The organism is Breznakibacter xylanolyticus (genome assembly GCF_003254275.1).
In the GTDB taxonomy this organism is placed as follows: Bacteria; Bacteroidota; Bacteroidia; order Bacteroidales; family Marinilabiliaceae; genus Breznakibacter; species Breznakibacter xylanolyticus.
The window spans coordinates 38,366-63,854 of sequence record NZ_QKZK01000018.1 but is presented as its reverse complement, the minus strand read 5'-3'; the positions used below and the strand labels follow the sequence as shown (position 1 = coordinate 63,854).

The following is a 25,489-nucleotide window of genomic DNA, read 5'->3' as shown; positions in this document are numbered from 1 at the left end:
TACATGTTTTCGAAAGTAAAATCGACGGCCAAAAACTCGATGTTTTATAGCATCGGCAACCTTGCAGGGAAAATGTCGGGGGTGATTTTGTTGCCTTTGTACACCACCTTTTTATCAGCCGAAATGTTCGGGCTTTTTGCGTTGTTTGAGGTCACATATCTGCTGATTCAGGCTTTCACGGGCATGGGGGTCAAAGCGGCCTTAATGCGGTGGTACTGGGACAAAGAGATGGAGGATCGACGCAAGGAACTCTTTTTTTCATCTTTTGTTTTTAATTTCATTGTCAGTGTGATAACACTGATCATTTTATTTGTTGGTTTCGGTCTTATTGCGACTTACTTTTTTAAGACCGAAGTGAGCATGTCGCTTCAGGTTGTGTTTTTGTTGAGCACATTTGTGCGCTTAATAGTGGATATGCCCATGCTACTGTTGCGCATCACTCACCAGGCGGCGCTTCATACGCGCCATCAACTCATTCAGTTGGCCGTGTTTGTGGGGGTTGTGGTGTTGATGCTCATGTACTTCAGGCTCGATATTTTGGGCATTTTTATCGGGTATTTGGTGGCCAACACGCTTAACTTGCTGATGTTATTGCCCTTTATACAGCGTAACATCAAGTGGAACTATCAACATGGAGTCATTCGTGACATGCTGCGTTTTGGGTTTCCATTGGCCTTGTCGAACCTGATGAATTTGGTTTTGTCGATGAGCGATAAGGTCATCATCAACCTTTTTTCGACCTTGAAAAACGTGGGGAACTACACTTTGGCCTACAAAATCTCTAATATTGTTGAGTTAATGGTGGTCAATGCCTTTATGAACGCTTACACACACGTGTTTTTCAAGGGGATGGACGAAACAGGCAACGAGCGTTTTTTTTCCAAAACGTTCACTTATTTTATTTTTACATTAACATTCATTAGTTTGGGGTTGGTGCTTTTTGTGGGCGAGGTGGTGAAGGTGCTCTCATTCAACAATCAGGATTATGTCGACTCCATCGCGCTGATTCCGGTTTTGACGCTTTCCATCGTGTTTGGTGGTGCCCGATCCATGTTGGTGTTGCCGCTACAGCGCCATAAAAAGACACGGGTGATCTCGGTCGTGTCGGTCTGCATTGGATTGTCGAACCTGGGACTCAACATCCTGTTGGTGCCTATATTTGGCAGTATGGGGGCTGCGGTCGCCACATTGTTTACGCAAATGGCCTCGTCCATCTGGTTGCTTCGTTACGCCTCGCGGCTCGATAAAACACCTTACGAAACACGTAAGCTGGCGCTGATGTTGGGGGCTGCCGTGGCTTTGGCCAACATTGGCATTTGGTTTCCTCTGGATGTGTGGTTAATCAAGTTTCTGTTGAACTGTGTGTTGTTAGTCTCTTGGTTTATAATATTATATTTTTCAAATTTCTTTGAGCCGGTGGAGCTTGAGCGCATACGTCAGGGATGGGAAAAATGGCGTCGTCCCGGTCAGTGGTTGGCCAATATCAAAAAAGAGCGTAGTGCCCATGAATCGGTTGCTGAATAAACAAGAAGTTGACTATGTGCTGTTCCACCTGGGGCATCATTGCACCTTGCATGATGAATTGAGGGCTCGGTTTAGTTTCGAATCATGGAACGAGTGTGGCATATGTGAAATTCCCCAAGTTCATTTTTATCAATCGAACAAGGCAATGCAGCCAGTGTCGCTTATTTGGTTGCAGCAATCTGTTCCGGTGCTTTTCCCTCAAGAAGGATTTGAGGAATGGTTTAGTTTCGATGATAATGGACATCTATATATACGTCAAGACATTATAAAGTCTGCATTCTTTTTTTTGTCGGGATTGCAAGAGTATGATCGAACCGAGCGTGATGAGCATGGGCGTTTTTTGCACAGGCATTCGTTGCAACATGCGCTAGGGGTGGGGATGATGCCGGTGGTAAACTATTATTTTGATGTGTTGGTGCATGCGTTATCGCTTTTTTGTCAGCGATGGGACATCCCGTTTGAACGTAAACGTCTTTTTTCGTCCTTTGGCTTTTGGTTGAGTCACGATGTGGATCGATTGGCATATTTTTCATTGCGGCAAACTCTCAAAAGAATGCTTCAATATTGCGGCATCAAGCAACGAACTTCATCAAGAAACCAGCTTAAAAAGGATATTGTGCGAGGTTTGGCTCACCTAATATTCCCACATCGATTCCCCGATCCATGGCAAAATATTCTATCCATGGCCGAAGATGAAGCAAAATTGGGCATCCGTTCGACATACTTTTTGCTGTTTCGTCAACATTATATGGATGGTCGTGTCGGGTTGAAGCCACTTCGTCATCGCCAAATGATTGAATCTTTCAGGCGAAGCGGTGCTGAAGTGGGGCTGCACGGGAGTTATGCATCTATGCATGATGCAGCGGTGTTGAGAAATCAAATCCAAGAGTTTGAACAAGCTGCAGGTTTCACACCGGCGGGCATCCGTCAGCATTATTTGCGCACCGATATCTCTCAGACCCTTGCATCTCAACTTGATACTGGTTTTCAGTACGATGCAACCCTGGGCTTTGCCGATGCCCCGGGATATCGTAATGGCTATTGTTATCCCTTTAAACCTTTTGACTTTAGCAAGCAATCGATCATGGATATCTGGGAGTTACCGTTGATGCTGATGGAGGTGTCGGTGCTCGAGTATCAGCAAGGTGACTTTGAACATTTGCAATTGGTTGCTACAAAGTTAGCTGATGAAGCTGAGAAGTTCGGTGGGTTCGTGAGTTTGCTATGGCACAACTGTCGCTTGCGTGAGGAGGATTATCCCGGGGTAAGTTCCTTTTACCCGAATCTGATACGCGAAATGATGGTGCGAAATGCAGAGTCGATTACCGGTTGCGATTTGGTTAAACTTATCCGAACGTTGTAAAAAGGCAACTGCATACATTGCACTTGCCTGTCATTCATCAGCAATCGGTTTTATTTTGAGTGATTCGCATTGCGTCGGTTACTCATTTCTTTTGGTCGGTTGGCCAGGTAATTATCGTATTTGTTTTTTTGCGCATCTGTCAGTAGGGTTTTAATTTTTGTTTCTTGTTCAGTCCGTTCTGCTTCCATTTGTGTGCGCATAGCTTCCCGTTCATCCTCAGATGCGTTTTGTGAGGGTTTACCCTTTGGGTTGTGAGTCGTCATGATGTCGTACACTTTTTGGTATTACTCGTCGGTGAGCGAGAGTTCAGTTTTCAGTGCTGTTGCCTCTGTTTTAGCGCGTTCAGCCGGAGATTTTCGTCCTCCTGGTGGTTGAGCCTGTAAATTCTCAATTGCCATTATGAAGGCAATGGTTAAAAGGGTGTTTTTGAAATTCATGTGTTTATAATTTAGTATGTGCCTGTGTTTAAAGATGTTTTTTGTCCGCGAAATTGTTTGATAGGTAAAGTGATTGCGTCAATTTACGATGGCATAGAATGACACGAATTACGCCTACGATTTAACTCTTTTGAGTTATCTGCATTTTTATTCGAACTCAGGTTTATGGTTTCTCAATCTTACATCATTCTCTTAAAAATCCTATTGTTGTGTTCATTAAAAACTTTGGGATTGAAAAAATGGTGCTGATGTACTTTTTGAACTTCTTACATTCATCATTTTTCGGCGTGTCGCTGCAAAGCTGAATGCATGTTCAAATATATCCACGGTGGATGATTCATCTTAATCATTTCTATTTCTCGACGTTTTTCATCCATCAACAGCCCTTTTTTTATTTCAAAGAGGGAATTTTGGGTCTTGCGGTTGTCGATGCTTCCCAATAATTTGAGGTTAAAAAAGTATGGAGCCATACGATAAACTCACCATCAAGAATTGGGCGGTTGAAGACCGTCCCCGCGAAAAGCTTTTGAGCAAGGGCATGCACACGCTCTCGGATGCCGAACTTATTGCCATTCTCATCGGTTCGGGCAGTGTTCGTGAATCGGCTGTGGAGCTTTCTAAAAAAATTTTGCACGACCATCATCACAATCTCAATGAGTTGGGGCGGCGTAGTGTCAATGATCTCAAAAACCGTTATCACGGCATTGGAGAGGCTAAGGCCATCAGCATTTTGGCCGCACTTGAGCTGGGAAATCGGCGTAGTCGCCAGGCATCGATAGAAAGGACGAAAATTGGCACAAGCCAACATGTTTACGAGTATTTTTATCCCATCATGGCCGATCTCTCGCATGAAGAGTTTTGGGTGCTGCTCCTTAATCGCAGTAACAAGGTCATTCACCCGCACCGAATTAGTCAGGGTGGCATCACCGGCACAGTCATCGATGTGCGCATTATCCTTCGTCTTGCCCTCGAAAATCATGCGACCTCTATCGCGTTATGCCACAACCATCCATCGGGTAGCATTCAGCCTAGCGCGGCCGATAAAGAGATTACCTGTCGTATGATCAATGCCGGAAAAATCATGGACATCCTCGTCATTGACCACATCATTGTGGGCGAAAATAGCTATTTTAGCTTCGCCGATGAGGGGATGATGTGATTTGTTGTGCCCGGAGGTGTTTTTGTTTTTATTTAGATGCGTTATATTCTTCCTTTTTATCACGTTGTGAGTGATGAGACTTTGCCTCATTTGAAGCATCTGTACCGTGTCAAATCGGTGCGAGAATTTGAACATGACCTCGACTATTTGTGCCGTCACTATGAGCCTGTCACACTTGATGCATTTATTCGTTTTGGAAATAATGGGTTTCAGGATGTCCGTCGTCCAATCATGCATCTGACTTTTGACGACGGGTTAAGAGAGTGTGCAAAAGTGATTTCTCCCATCCTGAAGCAAAAAGGAATCCCGGCAACTTTTTTTATAAACAGTGACTTTGTGGATAACCGGGCAATGATGTTTCGTTTAAAAGCATCAGTATTGATTGACGCGTTATTTCACATTTCGCCTTTGTCATCAACGCACGATGAAATTGGAAGAGTGCTTTGTTGTCCAAAGAAAAGAATAATCGCTACGATACAGTCATTGAAATATTCCGATGCTCATTTGATTGATGCTGCTGCACTTGTTGTAGGGATTGATTTTAATGATTGGCTGACCAAGCATCAGCCATATCTCAATGCTGATGAATTGCGTCAATTGGTACATGATGGTTTTGACATTGGTTCTCATAGTGTCGATCACCCGGAGTTTCGGTATTTGCCTATTGATGAGCAAGTGAGTCAGCTCACAGTTAGTGTTGCTGCTTTGCAGCAGATGATAGGAACGGATGTTCGCTCTTTTTCATTTCCTTTTACCGATTATCAGGTGTCCAAACATTTTTTTGATACCATTTATGCGAATAAAATGGTGGATGTGACGTTTGGTACAGCGGGGATGAAAGAGGATGTCATTGAAAAAAATTATCAGCGAATTGCGATGGAGACAAAATGGGGGGTGGATTTTACGTTGGCTTTTCAGCGGTTGAAATGGATGGGGCGGTCGATGATTGGTGTCAACCACATAAGACGTTCGTGATGAGCAAAAGCCCAGCATGTCATGTAAGCATCAAAGTCCTTCATTCGTCCATGATTGATTTTCAGGCATGGGACAACTGTATTGAACGATCTGTTCAGCCCCGTTTAAACGCATTATCGTGGTATCTTCAGTTAACATGTCCCTCTTGGGATGGGTTGGTGATAGGGGATTATGATGCGGTGTTGCCATTCACCTATCGGGGTCGTTATTTGAAATGGTTGGTTAATCCGGCCTTTTCGCAGCAATTGGGACTATTTACTTACGATGAACTTTGTGAGGTGCAAATTCAGGCGGTTGTTAATCAATTGAAACGAATTACCTTGCAATCTTATTCTTTTAACTCGGCGAATCAGTCGATGGTTCATTTGATGACCGGTGTAAATTCAAGACCCAATTATATATTGGATCTATCCGCTCCTTATGAGCAAATCAGGCAGGGATTTCATAGTAATACACGTCGAAATATTCAATCAGCCGGAAAACTGAGCCTTGAAGTGCGACTTATTTCATCTGTTGATATTGTTAATTTAAAACTTCAATATCCAGCAAGCGGAGTGAGCCAATCTGTTTATCGTGTCATGCCCTCTCTATTGAGTGAAATAGAAAAGCGAGAAATGGGTTTTGGAATGGGAGTTTATTGCGAAGGCCGTTTAATTGCAGGTGTTTTTGTGTCTCATTATTGCAATCGATTGACGTATCTTTTATCAGCCTCAACAGATGAAGGGAAGGAGAAGAAGGCGATGTTTTTATTGGTTGATCATCTCATTCGACAATATTGTGGTACAGAAACTTTTCTTGATTTCGAAGGCTCCGTTATTCCCGGTGTTGCCCGGTTTTTTTGGGGATTTGGAGCACGTGAGGAAGTTTATTATTCCGTTTTTCGTGGCAATGTATTTTCGTTTCAGGGGTTGTTGTTAAGCATTTATCGATCATGTACCAGGTTAAAAAAGTTTCTATCGCCCAACTGAAAGACCCTCTGGTAGTTAGGTGGTTGTATAGTCTTTCCGTATGGCCTGTCTCTCCGGCAAGGTTAGCGTCGTACCTTACGAATCCAAATGCCGATCCTGGTGATGATGTGATTTATGTTGTGACACAAATGGATGAATGTGTGGCTTTTAGAACCATCATGCCAGACTTGATTCGAGGGCGGAATGGCCAAATAAAAGTTGCCTGGCTGAGCGGAACATGGGTGAAGCCTTCTTGTAGGGGAAAAAAACTGTCGTTGTTAACCCTTCACGAAGTGATGAAAGACTGGGGTGGTCGGTTGATGTTTACCAACTATTCACCCGTTTCGGAAAATGTGAATTTGCAGTCGCATGAATTTGACTTGTTTTTAAGACGGGAAGGCATGCGGTTTTATTTGCGGTCACCATTGTCCGTAAAGTTTCAATGTTCCTTTTATGGTAGTAAGTTTCTTTTAAAGTTTGCGGATTCGCTGGTGAACATGTTATTTTCGATTCACAGAACCCTAAAGTCTCGTTGTAACGTGAATCATAATGAAATGATCTCTCCGATGGATATGGGTGATTTTGTTGATGCAGCGAGTACGCAGTTTTCGCATGCGATCTCTAAAAGAGAAAGTCCTCATTTCAGTTGGATTCTTCAGCATCCGTGGATTGGGGAAGGCAAGCCCGAATTGCGTTATCCGTTTACATGGCTCAATATGGGAAATTGCGTGTTGATGCGATCAGTTGTGAACTCCAGTGGGATTATCATTGCCTTTGCGCTCGTGAATGTGAAACAAATGATGGCAACAATTCCCTATTTTTGGTGCAGTATCGATGAAGCCGGTCATCAGCTAACCCAAGGGCTGGTTGATGAGTTAACCAATAGAGAAGTGCTGTGGCTGACCATTTTTGATCCTTCTGTGACGCGATTTTTCATCAAGCATCGGTTGTTGAAAAAATCGGTAAAGCAAAATTATTATATATCTCATCTTATGAAAGGATTAATGCATGATCCACATTGGTATCATCCGGTAGATGGCGACGGGGATGTGGTTTTTGTGTGACTTTAAATGTTATAGGCCTTTCTCCATTGTGATAAGTAAAAATATCTCAATATTCTGCTCATTTTCGAGGATGAAGGATTGTGTCCGAACAGCGTGATGTCTTGTTTTAGTTGTTTCACGTTTACAAATTCCTCAATATTATCTGTTATGAGTTCTGGTAAAAGAGGTGTCAATGTTTTAATCCATTCTTGCTCTGGTGTTTCAAATCCAATCTTATCTCGACGGTTAAATATTGGGGTTGGAATAGTCGTGTTAAATGCGTCTCTGAGAACTTTTTTGCGTATCCCTGATTTAATTTTATATTCAGCAGGAATGCTTTGAGCTAAATGAATTAGATCCGGATCGTCTGCAAATGGTGTTCGTGACTCAATCGAAAAGCGCATCGACATACGGTCTTCGAGACGAAGCATTGCCTGTAATTTCTCTCCATGTGTATATGCCTTTAGAAACTGATTTAAGTCACTGCCATATGGGAATGATGTTTTTTTGTACAGCGTAATTGAGCTGTTTTTAAAGTCATTCTGGATATATCTGTTTTCCCAGACCGTTATCTCGCTAAGCTGTTGAATTATTTTTGCCGGCAAATGGCGAGCTGCATATTTTAAGTTTTGTCTTATCCATTCTTTTGTGCTAGATGCAGGGTTGGATGCGTGATTTATTTCGTTGAAAAGGGTTGATATTTTATAAGTCTTTAGCAATTGGTTCCAATAAACCCAGTTGCAAACTTCATAACCGGCAAAGAGTTCATCGGCACCTTGTCCGTCAAGCAATACTTTAACCCGATTCTCATTAGCGAGTTTCATCACTCTATATTGTGAATAAGTGCTCGTTGATAGCATTGGAGAATCTGCATAATACAGCATGTCATAGATGTCACAGACCAGATCATTGCCTGTTGGTTGCGTATAATACGGCACGAGGTTTGAATCTTTAACAACCTCCTTAATCCATTTGTGTTCGTCGATTTTACTGCCGGGATAAATCGCGCTGAATACCTTTAACGGGGTCTGTGTCGGTGACTGGTTGAGGATGCTTTCTGCAAGTTTAACGATGATGGTACTATCAATCCCACCACTTAAACAGGAGCCCACTTCCACATCAGCAACCATGCGCAGACTTACTGTTTTTTTTATTTGCTCATAAACTAACCTTACGGCTTCGTCATAGGATTTGATTCCAATTTTTTTTCTTTTTTCATTTTGATAATAATCCATTATTGTTAATTGATGAGACGGCAGGTTAAATATAAATGAAGATCCTGCAGGTAACTCTTCGATGCCTTCAAAAAATGACCCGCACTGGCTATGGCTTAAGACCAAATAGTTAAAGGTGGTTTGTTTGTTTATTTTTGTTTTAACCATTCTACATCCATGTAGCGCCTTTTGTTCAGAAGCAAAAGCGAATGTGTTTCCATTTCTATAGTAATAAAGTGGTTTTACACCAAGGCGGTCTCGTGAGCCGAACCAGATCTGTTGCGCTGGATCATAAATCACAAACGACCACATGCCGTTAAATTTATGAACACATTGTGTTCCCCATTCAAGGTATGCATTAAGGATCACTTCAGTATCGGAGGATGATCGGAATTGATACCCGAGTTTGGTTAATTCGTTACGTAATACAATGTGGTTATATATTTCCCCGTTAAAGACGATGCTTGTTTGGTTATGATGCAATGTCATGGGTTGATGACCAGCCTCAGATATATCCAAAACAGCTAATCTACGGTGAGCGAATGCCCAGGCGGCATTTTTGCCGTAATCATTAACCGATTGCAGAGAGTAGGATGTACGTACATTTGCAGGTGTATCCAATCCGCCCAGAGCCATAATTTCCATCCCATTGCTGATAAGATAGCCTTCATCATCAGGTCCTCTATGGCGCAGTGAGGTATTCATTTTTACGATCTCCTCTACAAGGTGATTATAACTGCCGTTGTTCAGTATTCCACATATTCCACACATTGGGTTTCTTTTCGTTAATCATTACAATTATAAAACGCATTTATCTATGTAATCGTCTAATTTGAAAAAATGATTCTTGGTTAAAATGTGTGTTTTATAAAATTATCAGGCTAATTTAGCTGTTGAATGATGAGTTTGTCTTTTTTTGATGCGACTTGCCCATGAAAGTGAAAACGGTGTGTATGCTGTCTTGTCTTCATTCGCTGTATGATGACAGGATTTATTGGAAAGAGAGCGTTTCGTTGCAAAAATACGGATATAAGGTTGTACATGTGGGAGTGTCAGATCAGGAAATGGATTTAATTACCCCCGAAGGGATTCGTGTTATTGGAATACCTCGTCGGAAACCATCGCGATTCCGGTTGTGGAGAATTTTAAACGAGCAGATATTTAGTACAAAAAAGTCTATTTTAAATAAATTGTTGGCTGTTGCCAGCAGTTTACAATCAGATGTGTATCATTTTCACGATCTTCAAATCATTCGAATTGTCCCTCAATTAAAAAAACTACCACATTCCCCTTACATCATTTATGATGTTCATGAGCCTTATCCGTTTCTTATTGCATCACAAAAAGGGAACCTTTTACAGCGATGTTGCAATTATTTGTACAGCATTTTCATTGATTATTATGAGCAACATCAATCTCAATTTTGTAATGCCATTATTGCGACAGAGCCGATTGTCGCAAATAGGTTTTCCCGAGTTATAAGACCAGCATTGGTGCATATCGTGTTTAATTATTCTGATTTATCTCGCTGTGATGTATCACAAAAATGTTACGATTTTATTTACTGTGGAGGAATTACCATAAACCGAGGAATCTTTGACATGATAGAAGCAATACATGCACTCCATTTATCCGGAGTTCATGCAACACTTCTAATTTTGGGAAAATTTCATGAGTCCGATACCCAATGTATCGTTTTGAAGCGCATATCAGATTTATCTTTAAATCAATTTGTTACCTACATTCCTGCTGTTGACTATCAACAGGTGCCCCAATATTATGCTCAAGCCAGGTTTGGGTTGTGTTTGTTTCGTAGGACAAAGGAGAACGAAACCATTATGCCCATTAAGATTTTTGAGTATATAAAAATGGGCTTACCTGTAATCGGAAGTCATTTTGGACATATTGCCAAAATAACGACAGCACATCAAACCGGATTGTTGGTTGATCCATCCGATGCAGTCGGGGTAGCACAGCAAATGAAACGGCTGTTAAATGATGTTGATATGCAGGATCAATTTTTTAGGAATTGCAGTATCGCTTCAGAAAAATTGAATTGGCTGCAAAGTGAAATGACGCTACTTGATATTTATTCACGTTTAGCGTGATTATTGCCGAACAGTTCACTTTTATAACGCATCGCAAATACTATGTAGATGAACGTGAAGATTACAGCTTCAACAGCTGAGTATGCAATGCTGCTTTGTGGATTGTACCATGAGCCAACAGTATAGTGGATAATGATCTGGGTGATTAGTACTGCAAAAAGTATCCTGTATTTACTGTAGATATGACTAAATACATTGAATTGATTAATGTGAAATAATAAAAAGAGAAGCAGGTACGATAATAAAGTGGCATACGCTGCGGCTTTGTACCCCCACAATTTAACCCATAGTACCGTTAGTATAATATTGAAAACAATAGCTACTACATAAAGTAGGATCACTTTGATGTTTTGATTGTTAAATTTGTATTTGTTTTCATGAAAGGTCACCATCCCAAAAATAAATGAACTCCAACTGATGACCGGAATTACATCCCATGCATTTCGAAATTCCTCTCCTAGCATTATTTGTGCCAATGGTTTGGCGTATATGGTAATGTATACAGAAATTGGCAGCAACAGGGTCGTGAACACGAAATAATTGTGTTGAAAATACTTATTTATCTTTTTTTTATGGTTGGTTAAAATATCTACCATTTGGGGATTTATGCTATTGAAAAATACTCCTGTTAATGCTCCCATCCCCATAATCCCTATACTATATGCTTGATTATATAAGCCTACATCCCCTAACCCATAATAATAATTAATAATGTAACGATCACTTTGGGCTAAGATGAGCATCCCAACATTGGTGATGATAGTGACAGGAATAAATCCCATCATGTTTTTTAGATCAGCCACTCTGATTTGTGTGATACTCACTCGATAATTTCTGATAAAAGGAATAAACAATATGAATGCCAGAGGAATGTCAATCAGTATTAGAGAAACGATTAAGGATTCAATTCGCATCGAGAGTCCGAATACTAGACCAAACAATAGACCAAATGATAAAATATTTCGGGTCAGTGTGATGATGCTGAAATAGATGGAGCGGTTTTCAATTCTGTCTATGACCAAAATGAAGGTAATGATGTAGTTTAAGGCATTTTGAACCAAAAAGAGCATAATTAACCCTTTGAGTTCCGGATTATCAGTCATTCTTATCCATATTAGACATCCTCCAATATATATTGATAAGTTGATCAGGTAGACCGCAATGACAGATGAGAAAAAGTTATTGAGTTCCTTTTGTGATTTATAGTGATGATAATAACGCCATAGGAGGTTTGAGAGCCATGAAAATAAAAACAACGAAAAAAGGGTCATCGATGTCAGTACAATGGTGTAACTACCATACTCCAAGGGTGTGAAAATGCGAGTAAATATAGATGTCTTCAGTAATCCAATTAATAGCGGGATAAACGAACTTAGGGCATACCAGAATAGAGATGAACCTAGTTGAGAAGGATTGTCATTTTTTGCCAGCATCACCAGTATTTATATGATCAATTTTTAAAGTATCAATTTTTTTTTCTATTCGCAAAAGGGTAAGTATGGTCGATAATCCATAGTTAAAAAAATGTTCACTCCTTGTTTTTCTCTTTATCGATTTTTGAATTGCTTTGGTTGATAGTATTGCTGAATTACCAGCTAAAATTTTTTGTATTCTCTTCAGGCATGCTGCTTGGTCTTTACGGAAAAAAGCAAATGCAGGGAACGGGAACGAATAATCAATTGTGAACCACATTTTTTTCTTAATTCTAGTAAATATTTTTTTATTTCGATATAGGAAGAAGATTTGATTGCTCTTCCGCTTGGGATATCCCCTTTTTTCAACAGGAATTTGTTTCATCCATTCTTCCGTGCCAATGAAAATCTTTTCGTAAGCTGTGTTGATATAAGCATTTTGATTCATTAGTATTTCGGGAGGAAGGGTGAGCATAAAATCAATAAATTCATAATCATAAAAGGGGAGGAGTACACATGTTTGTTCATTTTGCAATTCAAATGGAGATAGTAAAAATTTGGGAGGTTTGTTTTTTATAATCCAGTTGAAATATGCAGATATTGTATCTTTACATTTTAAGGTATCGCTCTGAAATATTTGATTAAATATTTTCTCCTCGGCTTCTTGTATTGTTATTCCGTTTTTCAGAACATTATCTGTGCAAGCTTGTCCGCTACTTTGAAGAATGTATCTAACTAATTCTTCTTTAGTGTTAATTTTTAATAACCTTAAGTTAATAAAATTTCCAAAAATGAATCCATCAGAGCCGGTGATTAAATAGTCTGATTCTGCATATTTATCCGTCTGTCGGTTGACACCATATGCTTGTGAGTAATAATTAGTATACCCAATTCGATTGGTCAGCTCATCGATTACTTCTAAAGAAAAATAATCGTAGAATTCATCGCCATATAATACTTGGTGATGTTTAATTTTCAGATGATCTGTGATTGTTCTGGCAATCTTATGATCATCAGCTTTAGGATGTCCATATGTATAAGCAATGATAGATGCTGGCGATACTTGGTTTTGAACTAGTAATGACAGAAGAACTCTGGAGTCTAGTCCACCAGTTAGATTTATCCCTATTTTTTTAGGTGGCTTAAATAAACTTGTTTGGTATCGTTGAATTATCTTATTGAGGAGATATTTAATTCTGTCAGACGCCTCATGAATGTTGATTTCAGAAGGTTGGTAATCAGTATTCCAGTATGTATCGCAATGCATCTGACAACCAGTACTGGGATCCAGTTGAATGTGAGCGATTGTTGAAGGCTGTATGAAGAAAATATTTTTAATAATTGATCGATCCTCCAAGACATAGGTAAACTTAAGGAGTTCCAGAATTGATTGTTCATCTAAGTTGATTATTTGAAGTCTTTTGCAAACTTCCCAGTAGTTATCGCTTAGAATGAGTTCATTTTTACAATAATAATAGTAGATGGGTCTAAAGCCAAAGCGGTCGTTGAGAATCTTGATATTTTTTTTGTCATTTGATAAAAAAATAGCTGAATAGATGCCATTGAATTGATTATAGTTGCAGTTAGGCTCACTCAGTGCGTATTGATGCAAAATCTCAACAGCATCTATGCCGGAATAGATCTTTTCTTGGTATGTGAAGTATCCCTTGAACCAAATTTGGCCATCAGATGTTTTGTAGGTAAACGAATCTGGTGTAAATATATACTCGGTAGGCTTCCAGTGAAAAATCATTTTTTTCTTATATTTTTGTAAATATAGTATGAGTCCTGTAATTACATTCAACGATCGTTTGTTGGATTGAATTTAAAATTCATCAAGACCTTCTCTATGTTAATCCCAATGACATTTCGTCGTATCATTCCGCTTTCTGTTAAAACAGCTCTTAAGAGAATTTATTATTTTGGGAATTCATGTATTTGTAATGTGTGTCATTCTCGATTGCGTTATTTTAGACCTGCCGGTTTGGCTCATGAGGTTATTGATGAGTTAATGATTATCGGCGGAGGTCTCTATGAGCATGATATCTGTCCGGTTTGTTTGTCCAGTTATCGCCAGCGTTCCCTCATGCTTTATTTGCAAAAAAATAAACTAATTCGAAATTATGCTTCTGTTTTACATATTGCACCAGAGGTTGGTTTATATCGCGCACTGAAAAAAAATATATCAGGGCAATATGTTTGCGGAGATTTTGATCCGCAATTGTATGCTGAAATTGATTCAATGGTCAAAATTGATGTCACAAAAATTGCTTTTCCAGATAATTATTTTGAATTTATTCTTTGTAACCATGTTCTAGAGCATATTCCCGCTGATTTGACGGCCATGAAAGATATTTATCGTGTATTGGCCATTGGTGGGACTGCTATTCTTCAGGTCCCGATTTCATTACTTTTGTCTGAAACTCGAGAAGGAAATGGTTTTGAAAATGAAGAGCAACGAATTTCTCTTTTTGGTCAAAAAGATCATGTGCGTGTTTATGCTATGGATTATGTGAATAGATTAAAGTCGGTAGGATTTTTAGTTTCAATGGTTCCTGTGAATTCGTTGATTGATAGTGGTAATGATGGAAAAATGCATCTTGATGAACGTGAAATATTGTTTGTGTGTTCAAAAAACCAATAATTAATCTACACTATGCAAACCCACCTCCTCTCCACCCAGCCATCCCTTCTTTCGCGCTTTATTGCCGAGTTGCGCGACAAAGATGTACAAACTGATCCCATGCGTTTTCGCCGGAACCTGCAGCGCATTGGGGAGATTTTTGCTTACGAAATTAGTAAAACCATGACGTCGGCTGTTATTGAAGTGCCCACACCATTGGGGGTTGCCACAGAGCGGGTACCCGACGAAGAGGTGGTGGTGGCTTCGGTGCTGCGTGCCGGTTTGCCTCTACACGACGGGGTGTTGAGCTTTTTCGACCGGGCGTCTAATGCCTTTGTGTCGGCGTATCGAAAGTACACGCTTACCGATGAGTTCAACATCCATATCGAGTACATTGCCTCGCCAAACCTTGATGGTAAGACTCTGATACTGTGCGACCCGATGTTGGCCACCGGGAGCTCCATTGAGTTGGTATACAATGCCCTTTTGACCAAGGGACACCCTGCGCATGTGCACATTGTGTCGGTGGTGGCCAGCCAGGCCGGTGTTGATTACGTGCAACAAATGCTGAGCGATGCGCCCGTGACGTTGTGGTTGGGGGTGGTTGATGAGGAGTTGAACGCCAAGGCGTACATCGTTCCGGGTTTGGGTGATGCAGGGGATTTGGCTTATGGCAAAAAGGTTGATTAATTAACAAGGGCTGTGTTTGACAGCCCTTGTTGTGTATACTTAGTTGAGTTTTTTCTCAGGTTCAAACAGTCGAATGCCACTTTCGTCGTGGCAGCGTTCGAGCAGTTCCTTCATCGACAGGCCAAATTCGGGGTGTATCATATTTTTCCATTCATCGCACAAGGGGGTCAGCACAAATTTGCGGAAACGGATGTGAGGATGAGGCACCATTAACCGTTCGGAGTGGATGGTTTCCTGATTGAAAAACAAGATGTCGATATCAATGGGGCGACCTTCGTAAAGCCATTCGCTTTTTTTCACGGTTCTGCCCAGTTCTTTCTCGATGGCCTGGGTGATATCGAGCAGTTCTTCCGGTTCCAGTGATGTTTCAATTTCAACCACCTGATTTAAAAACCAACGGTTATCGGTATGTCCCCAAGGCTCTGTTTCGTATACTTTTGATTTTTTGCCAATGAATACGCCTTTTTCGGTCAGTTTGTTTAAGGTGTATTCAAAATGACCCAACACATCGCCGCGGTTGCCCCCCAGCTGAATAATCACTTTGTTCATGATATCTATTTCTTCCCGGTAAGATGATTGTTTTTTCATAACCGTGTTAATGTTCAGGTTTTCAGCCGTAAAATTACTATTTTATATAGTTGTCTTTATTTCTTTGGTCAAAAAAAACAGCCCTTTCATCTATTTTTATGCCTTTGGGGGGGGCAAATACCGGGGAGATTCCAAATCATCATCTTTTTTCATCAAGCCCTCATGTCGATTTCCTATATTTGCCATGATGCGAAGGGATGTAGACTGTTTATAGTTGATGTCAGTTTTTATTGAGGCGTCTTTTCGGATGATTCTTTAAGGTTTCAGGTCATCGGGTTTTATATCATGCGTTGATTCTTAATGTTTTAACTACCCTGTATATGGTAAAGTTTTTTAAATACTTATTGGCGACCTTCTTAGGTGGTCTGGTTGCCGGAGTGGTTCTTTTTTTCATCTTTCTTGGTATCATTGCTGCTTTTGCGGCCATGGGGAGCAAGCAACAAACCGTTGATACAAATTCCATTTTAGTGCTCGAGCTGAATGGACCAATTGTGGAGCGAGCCATCGATAACCCATTGCAGTCAATCATGAATGGGATGTCTAATATGCCCCAGCCACAAGGCTTAAATCAGATTCTCGAGAGCATTGATAAAGCTGCACGCGATCCTCGCATCTTGGGCATTTTGTTGCAATCGGGCATGACTGAAGCAGGGTACGCTACCCTTGACGAGATTCGCGATGCCCTGATGCGTTTTAAAGAGAGTGGCAAATTTGTCTACAGTTTTGCCCCCGTGTACACGCAAAAGGCTTATTATCTGGCTTCAGTGGCCGATAAGGTTTATTTGACGCCCGGTGGGATGATTGAGTTCAAGGGCATTCATTCGCAACGTCTCTTTTTTAAAGGCACACTCGAGAAGTTGGGTGTTGAAATGCAAGTTTTTCGTGTGGGTAAATACAAATCGGCTGTTGAGCCCTTTACCGAGGAGAAGATGAGCGAAGCCTCGCGTGAGCAGACCATGGCTTATACCAATTCAGTGTGGCAACATGTGTTGTCCGGTATTTCGATTAGCCGGAAGGTCGATGCCAGTGAGTTAAACCGTTTTGCCAGCCAAATGCCCATGTTTGCTGACCCGCAGCTGTTTGTCGACATGAAACTGATTGATGGACTTAAGTATAAAGATGAACTAATTGATGAACTGAAATCAATGACGGGAACTGCACCGTCTGACGATATTCCCGCGATTGCCGGCATTGATTATGCCCGTGTGTATGTCGAGAAGGCGCAGCGCGGTTTTGCTCGTGATAAGATCGCCGTGGTTTATGCCGAAGGTGAAATTGACGGTTCCGATAGTGAAGGCATTCAGTCGGAGGAACTTTCCAAAGCCATTCGTCAGGCTCGACGTGACAGTGCGGTGAAGGCCATCGTGTTGCGCATCAACTCGCCGGGTGGCTCGGCTTTGGGCTCTGAGATCATTTGGCGCGAGGTGGCGTTGGCGCGTGAAACTAAACCAGTGGTTGTGTCGATGGGCGACCTGGCTGCCTCGGGGGGGTATTACATCGCATGCGCTGCCGATACCATTGTGGCGCGTCCCGCCACCCTGACCGGCTCCATCGGCATTTTTGGGCTCATTCCTAACACGGGAGGGTTGATGAATAAAATTGGGTTGACCTTTGATGGTGTCAAGACCAATGAATTTGCCGACATGCCGGCCATTAATCGCCCTTTTACCCCTCAGGAAAGAGTTCTTTTGCAGGCTTATGTCGAGCGGGGTTATGATCTTTTTATCAATCGTTGTGCCCAGGGGCGCCATGTGAGCAAAAGCGCCATCGACGCCATTGGTCAGGGGCGTGTATGGACCGGGGAGATGGCCAAATCCATCGACCTTGTGGATGTCAATGGCGGTATTGCTGATGCCATTGAAATTGCTCGCAGTATGGCCAATCTCGACAAGTTTCGTATTGAAGAATTGCCCGAGTTGGAAGATCCCATTCAGATGATTCTCAAAAGTTTTGGCGGTGAAGCTCGCTCATCCATCGAACAGTGGTTTTTGGGCGAAGATGCCAAATACATTCGTCACATTCGTGCCATGAAAGATGCTTACCCAGTGCAAGCGCGCATGCCTTTTGATATTTATATGAATTGATGGGAAAATCAAAAGTCTCATATTATCAGGAAGTATCCCGGCTGTTGCACCTTGTGCGTTGGCTTTTATTCCCTATTTCGTTGATTTACGGAATTGTGGTTCGGTTGCGCAACCTTTTTTTCGATTGGGGATGGATTTCGTCCCGCTCGTTTGATGTGCCGGTGATTTCGTTAGGGAACATCACCGTGGGTGGAACCGGCAAAACGCCACATGCCGAATATTTGGTGCGTTTGTTGCAACCCTGGTATCGTCTCACCCTTATCAGTCGTGGATATCGACGTAAAACTAAGGGAGTGGTGATGGCGACCCAACAATCGACTGCCCATGATATTGGCGACGAACCCAAACAGATGCTCCATAAGTTTCCCGGTTTGGGGGTGGTGGTGGCCGAGAAGCGTGTGGCTGGCATTGAATGGGCCTTGCAACAAATTCCTTCGCCTCAGGTTATTGTGATGGACGATGCGTATCAGCATCGACATGTGAAACCCGGATTTTCGGTGGTTCTCATGGATATTTCCCGTCCGTTGTGGCACGATGCCGTTCTGCCTGCGGGTGATTTGCGTGAGCCGATGTCGGGGCTCAAGCGTGCCAATATCATTATTGTCACCAAATGTTTGCCCAATTTATCAATGGATAGGGCGCAATCTATTGTGAAGCGATTAAAGCCGGCTGAACATCAAAAGGTTTTCTTTTCGGCATTTCAATATGGAAATCCTTATGCCTTGTTTCCAGGTGCGGTGCCTTTTGGCGGAGGTGCAAGTGTGCTTGTGTTAACAGGCATTGCCCGTCCCATGCCGTTGTATCAGCATTTGAATCAATTAGGCTATCGGGTAATTCCGTGTTCGTTTGGTGATCATCACGATTTCTCACATCGTGATTTAGCCTCTGTTGAATCACGTTTCCTTCAATTACCCGACGGAGAGCGCGCCATTGTGACCACCGAAAAGGATGCGATAAGGCTGAAAGAGATTACCGAATTGTCGCCATTATTGCATCGTTCTTTATGGGTCATTCCCATTGAGCCGTATATTCTTTTTGGGGAGCAAGAAATGTTTAACTCACAAATTTTGGAGTATGTTAGAAAAAATCAAAGCCACGTGTGAATACCTTCAGTCGCAAACCACCTTGCGCCCGCGTGTGGGCATCATCCTGGGAACCGGGCTGGGTGGTTTGGTGAATGAAATTGAGATTGTGAAGACAATTCCTTACGGTGAAATTCCCCATTTCCCGCTTTCAACGGTAGAGGGGCACCATGGACAACTCATTTTTGGAACCATCAATGGCGTGGAGGTGTTGGCCATGCAGGGGCGTTTCCATTATTACGAGGGGTACACCATGGAGCAGGTCACCTTTCCCGTGCGGGTGATGAAGTTTTTTGGCATCGACACCTTGTTTGTTTCTAATGCCAGTGGCGGGTTGAACCCCGAATACGTGGTGGGTGACATCATGATCATTGACGACCACATCAATATGTTTGGCACGAATCCGTTGATAGGTAAAAACCACTCGGATCTTGGTCCCCGATTCCCCGATATGAGTGAGCCATACTGTAAGGCTCTTATTGCAAGGGCTCATGACATTGCCCGGAAGCACGGCATTGGTGTGAAGCAGGGTGTGTATGTGGGTACGGCAGGCCCCACGTTCGAAACGCCGGCTGAGTATAAATTCTTCCGAATCATTGGCGGTGATGCCGTGGGCATGTCCACCGTGCCCGAAGTGATTGTGGCGCGTCATATGAGCATGACCGTTTTTGGCATTTCCATCATCACCGACTCAGGGGTGCCGGGGCAAATTGTTGAGATATCTCATGAGGAGGTGCAAAAGGTGGCTGCTGCCGCCGAACCCAAGATGACGATGATTATTAAGGAGTTGATTGGTGGGTGATGGATGATATAATCTTTTGTAGATAGTTGAAAGTTTTATTTTTGAGTCCACGTTGAAAAGTCCTTTATCCACGAATTACACTAATCTTAAATCAATGTCGTTTTGTAAAGCCCCAACGTTTCTGCTTATCGCCCTTTCAGGGCTTAACTAAAACGACATTGAATCTTAAATTGTTGATAGAATAGTGAATTGGTGTAAGATGTTTGTTTTGAGAGAAAAACGCTTTTCGGAGTCGATTCAAGAGGTTTCATTCGTCAAATGGAATTCCCAAGATTGCATCCACGAAATTTTCGAATCTTGTGTCTTGATACTCATATCTTAATGCTTTATTCATGAACATCGAAGAAGCCCGTCAATACTGCATCGCCCGCAAAGGCGTGACCGAATCTTTTCCTTTTGACGACACCGCATTGGTGTTTAAGGTACAGGGCAAGATGTTTGCTCTGCTCAGTCTCGAGGGTGATGCCGACATTAACCTCAAGTGCGACCCCGAGCGTGCCATTGATTTGCGTGAACATTATACCGATATTGTGCCCGGTTATCACATGAACAAAACCCATTGGAATACGCTGCATCTGAATGGCAATCTGGATGATGGCTTGGTGCGTGAATTGATTGATCATTCTTATGATCTGGTGGTGGCTTCGCTCACACGTAAACTGCGGGCTGAATTGGAAATGATGCCATGATAACCTATGTTGTATCCTCTCAGCTCATAGGTTGGCCGACGTTTGAAAAATATCAATAGAAATGATATTTCAAGAGGGTAGTTGCAAAGAAACAAGAAAGCGACTTGTAAGCAATCCACGAACGTGATTACGTTATCATTGAATAAAGATTGATAAAGTGAATATTGATAAAAGGTATCATTCTGAATATGTTGAGTGGCTTACGGGACTAAAGAACCGAATTAAGAGTACTCAAATAAAAGCCGCTTTATCGGCAAATAAGGAAATTATTGAGCTTTATTGGGAAATTGGCCGAGAGCTATTCGAGAAACAAGACAATCAAGGTTGGGGGAATTCAGTGGTTGATAATCTTGAAAAAGACTTAGTATCTGAATTTCCTGATATGAAAGGTTTCTCTCGCAGAAATCTATTTTATATGAAGGGCTTTTATACTTTTTATAAATCAGATTTTGAAAAAGTGCAACAGCTTGTTGCACAAATACCATGGGGGCATAACATCCTAATAGTTAGCAGGTCTAACTCAATGAATGAAGCTCTTTTCTATTTGGCTAAAACAATTGAAAACAACTGGTCAAGAAGTGTTTTGGATATGCAGATCAGGACGGATTTGTATTCAAGACAAGGAAAAGCAATTACAAACTTTAAAAATACGTTGCCTTTACCTGGTTCTGATTTAGCAACCCAGACTTTGAAAGACCCCTATTTATTTGACTTTCTCACCTTAAAGCAAAATGCTGACGAAAAAAGTATAGAAGACCAGTTAACGAAACATATCACACAATTTTTGCTTGAATTAGGAACCGGTTTTGCATTTATTGGGAGGCAATATAAAATTGAAGTTGGAGATAAGGATTTCTTCATTGATCTATTGTTTTATCACACAAAATTAAGATGTTATGTTGTTGTGGAATTAAAAGCGAAGCGTTTTAAACCTGAATATACTGGTAAGTTAAGTTTCTATCTTTCAGCTATCGATGATAAATTAAAAACGGAATCCGACAACCCGACAATAGGGATCATTTTGTGTCAAGAGAAAAACAAGATTGAAGCAGAATATGCACTTCGAGGTATTTCACAGCCAATAGGAGTTGCAGAATACCAATTGAGCCGTGCTATTCCCGAAAACATAAAAAGTGATTTGCCAACGATTGAGGATATAGAAAAAGAGCTGTCTACAACTTTGAATGGCAATGAACGAGGGTGAGGCTCATTCTGCGGGAGCTAAAGGTTGCTTCGCACTAAATTCACCACTAATTCTACTCACACTGATATGTTAAAACGACTGATAAAATATTTTCTACAGGGGCTTTTGTACATTACCCCGATGGCTGTCACCCTTTATGTGATTTATTTCCTCTTTTCGTGGATTGACGGCCTGCTGCGCGACCTGTCGATATTTGAAGAAGGTGCTTTCTCTGAGTATAGTTTCCCCGGCATTGGCATTGTCATCATTCTGGCCGGGGTGACATTGATTGGTTTTCTGGGACACCGCATCTTTACAGCGCCCTTAGTCAGTGCCATCGAGGGTTTGCTGGAGCGAACCCCGCTCATCAAGCAGGTTTACGGTTCGGTAAAGGATTTGATGTCGGCCTTTGTGGGTAAGGATCGCAAGTTTGACCATCCGGTGCTGGTAAAACTCGATGAGAGTCGCACGGTGGAGCGACTTGGCTTTGTGACTGCCATGGATTTAAGTTCGTTGGGGGTGTATGACAAGATTGCCGTTTACCTGCCCAGTTCCTATGGCATGTTGGGTGAGCTGGTGATTGTCCCGGCCATCAACGTCACCCGCCTGGAGGCAAATAGTGCCGAGGTGATGAAGTTCATCGTATCGGGTGGGATTATTAAGGTGGGGGAAGAAAAAAAATGAGGCTTCACCCGTACACTCCGTTGAGGGGGAATGAAATGTAACAGCGATTGAGTGTCTTTGTCAGTTATTTCGATTTGACCCTCATGTCATTGATTTCGCTTATCGGGCGGACGAAGGCATCGTTAAATTGGCCTTTCGATTGAATCAGTTTTCTTTGATGCAGGGCATCGATTTTATGAGTGAAGATGCCAAACGTGTAGCGGTTAAAGCCGTCGGTGCAGCTGTGCTCGGTGATTTGTTGCTTGTCAAGACCGTCAAAAATCGAGTAGTCCTGTAGTGGTTGTTTGCGCAAGGCCAATAGCTGTATGGTGTACCCATGAGCATCGGCTGTCGAAACAGGCATTGGTTTTTGGGGTTGAATGATGGGGCGGCTCTCGGTGATTTCGACTTTTTTTGTGGATGTCGTGGTGGATGTCGTGACTGAGGGCGTCAGAACCGACTCTTTATCAGTTGCTTTTTCCTGTGAGGGTGTTAATTGCCCTTGAGCAGTGAGCAAGGGGGGCTCCATGGGCACATCTTTGACCATCGACAAGGTTTGCTGCCCGGGTTTGTAGGCCATGGTTTCGGGAATACTAATTTCGCCCACCACCTCTTCTTCAATGCGTTGGCGCACTTCCTTAATTTGGTAACGATAGCCTGTTTCGAGAAACAGCGTGTATTCACCCGTCACCGGGTCGGGGCGATAATCGCCCACCAGCTTCATGTCGTCGGTACGGGTCACCAGCAGACGCACCACGCGCGTGGTTTCACCCTGGTTCACTTTGCCTTCAATGACCGATAATTTTCCGGCAAAGTCCTCCTCAAACTCAATGAGGTAAATGTCGAGGCCCCCTCGGTTGTCGGAGAATTTCTTGGTGGCATAGTAAGCTTTTTTGCGGTCGATGGTGGGGACAAAAAAGAGGTCGTCACCCGGGGTGTTAATGGGGAAGCCCATGTTGACGGGTGTGTTCCAGGTGCTGTCGGGGTTCATTTGGCTGTAAAAGATGTCGTATTGCCCCATGCTGTTGTGTCCTTCGGAGGCAAAATAAAGGGTTTTGCCATCGAGGTAAATCATGGGTGTCTCCTCGTTGTAGGGCGTATTGACCACCGGTCCCAGGTTGCGCGGGTTGCCCCAGTTGCCGTTGATGTCTTTTTTGGCGTAGTAAATATCCAAGCCTCCATGTCCCCCTTCAATATCGCTGGTGAAGAATAGCGTGCTTCCGTCGGCCGAGAGCGAGCAATGTGTCTCGTTTTCATAACTATTGATGTTGTAGGCCAGTCGTTTGGGTGTGGCCCACTGACCATTGATCAGACTGCTCACGTACAGGTTTTTACCGTCGGGGTCGTTGCGAAACAAAAAGAGGTTTTTGCCATCGGGCGATAGCGACACGGCCGATTCGTGCTCGTTTTTTTTAAAGAAGGTTTGTAACGTTTTGGCATTTTGCCACGAAGTGTCTTTGGCTGAGGTCAGCCATATTTTTTCGGGATATTGTTCGTCAAATTGCAATGATCGCCCATCGCCCGGCCGTCGTGAAGTGAAAAGGATGGCGTCGCCCTTGAGGGTCATCAGCGGGGAGTGGTCGTCGTAAGGCGAATTGACGGCATCGCCCAGGTTGGTGATTTTAAAGTTGATGGGGTTGGCAATGAGCATGCGGGCATTTTCGCATGTCTGCATCTCGCGGTTAATTTCGTTGAGTAGCTCCGACGCTTCGGGGGTGAGGCGAAGAAGCATTTTGCGGTATATCTCCAGAGCTCGTTCGGGTTTGAGCATCCATTGGAACGATTTGGCCAGCGACAACTGCAGGTTGATGCCTGTTTCGTCCATTAATTCATCATCGTTGAGCAGATCCATGCCCTTTTTCAGGAAAAACACGGCTGAGTCGGGTCGTGAGTACATATTATAATAACCCAAGCCAACGGCCAGATAGACGTCGGGGTTTTTGGGCTGACGCTTCAGAAGTTGTTTACCCTGTTCTACGGCTTTGCGAAACTGCAAGTCGGATATCAGCTGGTTGACCTGTGCCAGTTGTTTGGTGACTTCTTTGGGTTCCTGCTGCGCAGTGGCGTAATGGCAGAGCAATAACAAGAATAAGGCGAGGCCGACTCCTAATCTTGGAGTGATGGATTTTATGTCAATAAAATTGGGCATAAAAGGGGTTGAGTACATGAAGATATTAGCGGTTACAAAAATATGATTTCGTCGGGAGTTTATCTTATGGATAACTTATTGGGATGATGATAATTTACAAATAATGTTTGTTGATGTCAATGGGCAGTAGGTCATTCGTTTAAATGGAGTAAGAGTAAACGCAAAGTTTTTAATGAAAACACAGAGGCACGAAGGCACAGAGATTTTTTATTAAAATGATGTGTTTAATATAGTTGGCAATCTGGGTTTAAATAAGTAAGCAGATAACTCAAAAGAGTTATATCGCAGGCCATTTATTGAAAACTTTGAATGTCTGAGTGGTTGCCGTGCGATGCATCATTTTTTCTATTGCAGATAAAAGCGTAATTTCGGCGGTTCAAAACGAATTAAAAGAAATGGATTCAACACGTCAAAAAAAGATATCGCGATTGTTGCAAAAGGAACTCAGCGAAATATTTCAGCGCGAAGTGCGCGAAGTAGTCATGGGCACCATGGTAACGGTGACCAATGTGCGCATCTCGCCCGACATGGGGCAGGCCAAAGTATATTTGAGCATCTTTCCTGTGGAGCCTAAAGCCGAAGTGTTTCAGTCGGTGAAGGAGCATCAGGTGAAGATTCGTCATTTGCTGGCACAACGCGTGGGTAAGCAGTTGCGCGTCATTCCCGAGTTGGCTTTCTATTTAGATGATTCGCTCGATTATTTGGAGAACATCGATCGTTTGCTCAAACAATAACCCATCCACCCATAGCATCC

General features: G+C 42.4%; 23 protein-coding genes and 1 pseudogene. 17 read left to right on the top strand and 7 right to left on the bottom strand.

Annotation, left to right across the window (positions count from 1 at the left end; translation table 11 throughout):
- The first annotated feature begins 3 nt into the window (after window positions 1-3).
- Window positions 4-1,524: an oligosaccharide flippase family protein gene (locus LX69_RS11410; protein WP_111446184.1), complete on the top strand. Its 1,521-nt coding sequence runs from the start codon at window positions 4-6 to the stop codon at window positions 1,522-1,524.
- Window positions 1,525-1,669: 145 nt separating this feature from the next.
- Complete coding sequence (locus tag LX69_RS11405; RefSeq protein ID WP_146260720.1) at window positions 1,670-2,887, top strand: DUF7033 domain-containing protein; 1,218 nt, start codon at window positions 1,670-1,672, stop codon at window positions 2,885-2,887.
- Window positions 2,888-2,937: 50 nt separating this feature from the next.
- Here LX69_RS11405 and LX69_RS11400 read toward each other — a convergent pair whose 3' ends face one another.
- Both LX69_RS11400 and LX69_RS17800 read right to left on the bottom strand, forming a co-directional pair.
- The gene (locus LX69_RS11400) at window positions 2,938-3,162 is read right to left on the bottom strand and encodes a hypothetical protein (RefSeq protein ID WP_146260719.1); all 225 of its coding nucleotides are present in this window, start codon (window positions 3,160-3,162) and stop codon (window positions 2,938-2,940) included.
- A gap of 9 nt (window positions 3,163-3,171) precedes the next feature.
- On the bottom strand, window positions 3,172-3,324 hold the full coding sequence (locus LX69_RS17800; RefSeq protein ID WP_170124353.1) for a hypothetical protein: 153 nt from the start codon (window positions 3,322-3,324) through the stop codon (window positions 3,172-3,174).
- 460 nt (window positions 3,325-3,784) lie between these two features.
- Here LX69_RS17800 and radC point away from each other — a divergent pair, with 460 nt between their 5' ends.
- The 5 genes and pseudogenes from radC to LX69_RS17990 all read left to right on the top strand — a co-directional run bounded on the left by radC (window position 3,785) and on the right by LX69_RS17990 (window position 7,469).
- On the top strand, window positions 3,785-4,483 hold the full coding sequence (gene radC / locus LX69_RS11395) for a RadC family protein (protein WP_111446181.1): 699 nt from the start codon (window positions 3,785-3,787) through the stop codon (window positions 4,481-4,483).
- Between the two features lie 36 nt (window positions 4,484-4,519).
- A pseudogene (locus tag LX69_RS18375) lies at window positions 4,520-4,819 on the top strand (polysaccharide deacetylase family protein); the annotation flags it as partial.
- A gap of 18 nt (window positions 4,820-4,837) precedes the next feature.
- Complete coding sequence (locus tag LX69_RS11390) at window positions 4,838-5,458, top strand: polysaccharide deacetylase family protein (protein ID WP_394336317.1); 621 nt, start codon at window positions 4,838-4,840, stop codon at window positions 5,456-5,458.
- Between the two features lie 50 nt (window positions 5,459-5,508).
- Window positions 5,509-6,426, top strand: a complete 918-nt coding sequence (locus LX69_RS11385; protein WP_170124352.1) for a GNAT family N-acetyltransferase — start codon at window positions 5,509-5,511, stop codon at window positions 6,424-6,426.
- A 518-nt stretch (window positions 6,427-6,944) separates the two neighbouring features.
- Entirely contained in the window at window positions 6,945-7,469 is a 525-nt protein-coding gene (locus tag LX69_RS17990; RefSeq protein ID WP_221621346.1) for a hypothetical protein, read from the top strand.
- Between the two features lie 2 nt (window positions 7,470-7,471).
- On the opposite strand, the gene asnB is transcribed toward LX69_RS17990, so the two are convergent.
- On the bottom strand, window positions 7,472-9,433 hold the full coding sequence (gene asnB, locus LX69_RS11375) for an asparagine synthase (glutamine-hydrolyzing) (RefSeq protein ID WP_111446177.1): 1,962 nt from the start codon (window positions 9,431-9,433) through the stop codon (window positions 7,472-7,474).
- A 161-nt stretch (window positions 9,434-9,594) separates the two neighbouring features.
- On the opposite strand from asnB, the gene LX69_RS11370 reads away from it, so the two are divergent.
- The gene (locus LX69_RS11370) at window positions 9,595-10,770 is read left to right on the top strand and encodes a glycosyltransferase (RefSeq protein WP_111446176.1); all 1,176 of its coding nucleotides are present in this window, start codon (window positions 9,595-9,597) and stop codon (window positions 10,768-10,770) included.
- Here LX69_RS11370 and LX69_RS11365 read toward each other — a convergent pair.
- Window positions 10,752-12,203 (bottom strand): lipopolysaccharide biosynthesis protein, encoded by a 1,452-nt coding sequence (locus LX69_RS11365; protein ID WP_111446175.1) that lies wholly within the window; start codon window positions 12,201-12,203, stop codon window positions 10,752-10,754. The two genes, LX69_RS11370 and LX69_RS11365, sit on opposite strands and share 19 nt — an antisense overlap.
- Window positions 12,187-13,935: an asparagine synthase-related protein gene (locus tag LX69_RS11360; RefSeq protein ID WP_111446174.1), complete on the bottom strand. Its 1,749-nt coding sequence runs from the start codon at window positions 13,933-13,935 to the stop codon at window positions 12,187-12,189. Before LX69_RS11360 ends, LX69_RS11365 begins: the two co-directional genes overlap by 17 nt.
- A gap of 108 nt (window positions 13,936-14,043) precedes the next feature.
- Here LX69_RS11360 and LX69_RS11355 point away from each other — a divergent pair, with 108 nt between their 5' ends.
- Both LX69_RS11355 and upp read left to right on the top strand, forming a co-directional pair.
- Window positions 14,044-14,826, top strand: a complete 783-nt coding sequence (locus LX69_RS11355) for a class I SAM-dependent methyltransferase (protein WP_170124350.1) — start codon at window positions 14,044-14,046, stop codon at window positions 14,824-14,826.
- Window positions 14,827-14,838: 12 nt separating this feature from the next.
- Complete coding sequence (gene upp, locus LX69_RS11350; RefSeq protein WP_111446172.1) at window positions 14,839-15,495, top strand: uracil phosphoribosyltransferase; 657 nt, start codon at window positions 14,839-14,841, stop codon at window positions 15,493-15,495.
- 39 nt (window positions 15,496-15,534) lie between these two features.
- Here upp and folK read toward each other — a convergent pair whose 3' ends face one another.
- Window positions 15,535-16,083, bottom strand: a complete 549-nt coding sequence (folK, locus tag LX69_RS11345; RefSeq protein ID WP_111446171.1) for a 2-amino-4-hydroxy-6-hydroxymethyldihydropteridine diphosphokinase — start codon at window positions 16,081-16,083, stop codon at window positions 15,535-15,537.
- A 320-nt stretch (window positions 16,084-16,403) separates the two neighbouring features.
- Between folK and sppA the strand changes: the two genes are divergently transcribed.
- The 6 genes from sppA (at window position 16,404) to LX69_RS11315 (ending at window position 22,607) form a co-directional block, all read left to right on the top strand.
- A complete protein-coding gene (sppA, locus tag LX69_RS11340) occupies window positions 16,404-18,167 on the top strand; it encodes a signal peptide peptidase SppA (protein WP_111446170.1) in 1,764 nt (587 codons plus the stop codon).
- The gene (lpxK, locus tag LX69_RS11335) at window positions 18,167-19,270 is read left to right on the top strand and encodes a tetraacyldisaccharide 4'-kinase (protein WP_111446169.1); all 1,104 of its coding nucleotides are present in this window, start codon (window positions 18,167-18,169) and stop codon (window positions 19,268-19,270) included. The genes sppA and lpxK overlap by 1 nt, the downstream gene beginning before the upstream one ends.
- Window positions 19,242-20,051: a purine-nucleoside phosphorylase gene (locus tag LX69_RS11330; protein WP_111446168.1), complete on the top strand. Its 810-nt coding sequence runs from the start codon at window positions 19,242-19,244 to the stop codon at window positions 20,049-20,051. Before lpxK ends, LX69_RS11330 begins: the two co-directional genes overlap by 29 nt.
- Before the next feature lie 332 nt (window positions 20,052-20,383).
- Window positions 20,384-20,740, top strand: coding sequence for an MmcQ/YjbR family DNA-binding protein (locus LX69_RS11325; RefSeq protein WP_111446167.1), 357 nt, complete (start codon window positions 20,384-20,386; stop codon window positions 20,738-20,740).
- Between the two features lie 157 nt (window positions 20,741-20,897).
- On the top strand, window positions 20,898-21,944 hold the full coding sequence (locus tag LX69_RS11320; protein WP_111446166.1) for a PDDEXK nuclease domain-containing protein: 1,047 nt from the start codon (window positions 20,898-20,900) through the stop codon (window positions 21,942-21,944).
- 66 nt (window positions 21,945-22,010) lie between these two features.
- A complete protein-coding gene (locus LX69_RS11315) occupies window positions 22,011-22,607 on the top strand; it encodes a DUF502 domain-containing protein (protein ID WP_111446165.1) in 597 nt (198 codons plus the stop codon).
- Window positions 22,608-22,671: 64 nt separating this feature from the next.
- On the opposite strand, the gene LX69_RS11310 is transcribed toward LX69_RS11315, so the two are convergent.
- Complete coding sequence (locus LX69_RS11310; RefSeq protein ID WP_170124349.1) at window positions 22,672-24,735, bottom strand: TolB-like translocation protein; 2,064 nt, start codon at window positions 24,733-24,735, stop codon at window positions 22,672-22,674.
- Between the two features lie 395 nt (window positions 24,736-25,130).
- Between LX69_RS11310 and rbfA the strand changes: the two genes are divergently transcribed.
- On the top strand, window positions 25,131-25,469 hold the full coding sequence (gene rbfA, locus LX69_RS11305) for a 30S ribosome-binding factor RbfA (protein WP_111446194.1): 339 nt from the start codon (window positions 25,131-25,133) through the stop codon (window positions 25,467-25,469).
- Window positions 25,470-25,489: the final 20 nt, after the last annotated feature.

Excerpts from the sequence above, each read along its gene's own strand:
- LX69_RS17800 (WP_170124353.1), bottom strand. The coding sequence starts at position 3,324 with ATGAATTTCAAAAACACCCTTTTAACCATTGCCTTCATAATGGCAATT.
- LX69_RS11410 (WP_111446184.1), top strand. The coding sequence starts at position 4 with ATGTTTTCGAAAGTAAAATCGACGGCCAAAAACTCGATGTTTTATAGC.
- lpxK (WP_111446169.1), top strand. The coding sequence starts at position 18,167 with ATGGGAAAATCAAAAGTCTCATATTATCAGGAAGTATCCCGGCTGTTG.
- LX69_RS11405 (WP_146260720.1), top strand. The coding sequence starts at position 1,670 with ATGCAGCCAGTGTCGCTTATTTGGTTGCAGCAATCTGTTCCGGTGCTT.
- upp (WP_111446172.1), top strand. The coding sequence starts at position 14,839 with ATGCAAACCCACCTCCTCTCCACCCAGCCATCCCTTCTTTCGCGCTTT.
- LX69_RS11390 (WP_394336317.1), top strand. The coding sequence starts at position 4,838 with ATGTTTCGTTTAAAAGCATCAGTATTGATTGACGCGTTATTTCACATT.
- LX69_RS11365 (WP_111446175.1), bottom strand. The coding sequence starts at position 12,203 with ATGCTGGCAAAAAATGACAATCCTTCTCAACTAGGTTCATCTCTATTC.
- LX69_RS11325 (WP_111446167.1), top strand. The coding sequence starts at position 20,384 with ATGAACATCGAAGAAGCCCGTCAATACTGCATCGCCCGCAAAGGCGTG.
- LX69_RS11315 (WP_111446165.1), top strand. The coding sequence starts at position 22,011 with ATGTTAAAACGACTGATAAAATATTTTCTACAGGGGCTTTTGTACATT.
- rbfA (WP_111446194.1), top strand. The coding sequence starts at position 25,131 with ATGGATTCAACACGTCAAAAAAAGATATCGCGATTGTTGCAAAAGGAA.
- sppA (WP_111446170.1), top strand. The coding sequence starts at position 16,404 with ATGGTAAAGTTTTTTAAATACTTATTGGCGACCTTCTTAGGTGGTCTG.
- LX69_RS11385 (WP_170124352.1), top strand. The coding sequence starts at position 5,509 with ATGATTGATTTTCAGGCATGGGACAACTGTATTGAACGATCTGTTCAG.
- folK (WP_111446171.1), bottom strand. The coding sequence starts at position 16,083 with ATGAAAAAACAATCATCTTACCGGGAAGAAATAGATATCATGAACAAA.
- LX69_RS11370 (WP_111446176.1), top strand. The coding sequence starts at position 9,595 with ATGAAAGTGAAAACGGTGTGTATGCTGTCTTGTCTTCATTCGCTGTAT.
- LX69_RS11310 (WP_170124349.1), bottom strand. The coding sequence starts at position 24,735 with ATGCCCAATTTTATTGACATAAAATCCATCACTCCAAGATTAGGAGTC.
- LX69_RS11360 (WP_111446174.1), bottom strand. The coding sequence starts at position 13,935 with ATGATTTTTCACTGGAAGCCTACCGAGTATATATTTACACCAGATTCG.
- LX69_RS11355 (WP_170124350.1), top strand. The coding sequence starts at position 14,044 with ATGACATTTCGTCGTATCATTCCGCTTTCTGTTAAAACAGCTCTTAAG.
- LX69_RS11330 (WP_111446168.1), top strand. The coding sequence starts at position 19,242 with ATGTTAGAAAAAATCAAAGCCACGTGTGAATACCTTCAGTCGCAAACC.
- radC (WP_111446181.1), top strand. The coding sequence starts at position 3,785 with ATGGAGCCATACGATAAACTCACCATCAAGAATTGGGCGGTTGAAGAC.
- asnB (WP_111446177.1), bottom strand. The coding sequence starts at position 9,433 with ATGTGTGGAATATGTGGAATACTGAACAACGGCAGTTATAATCACCTT.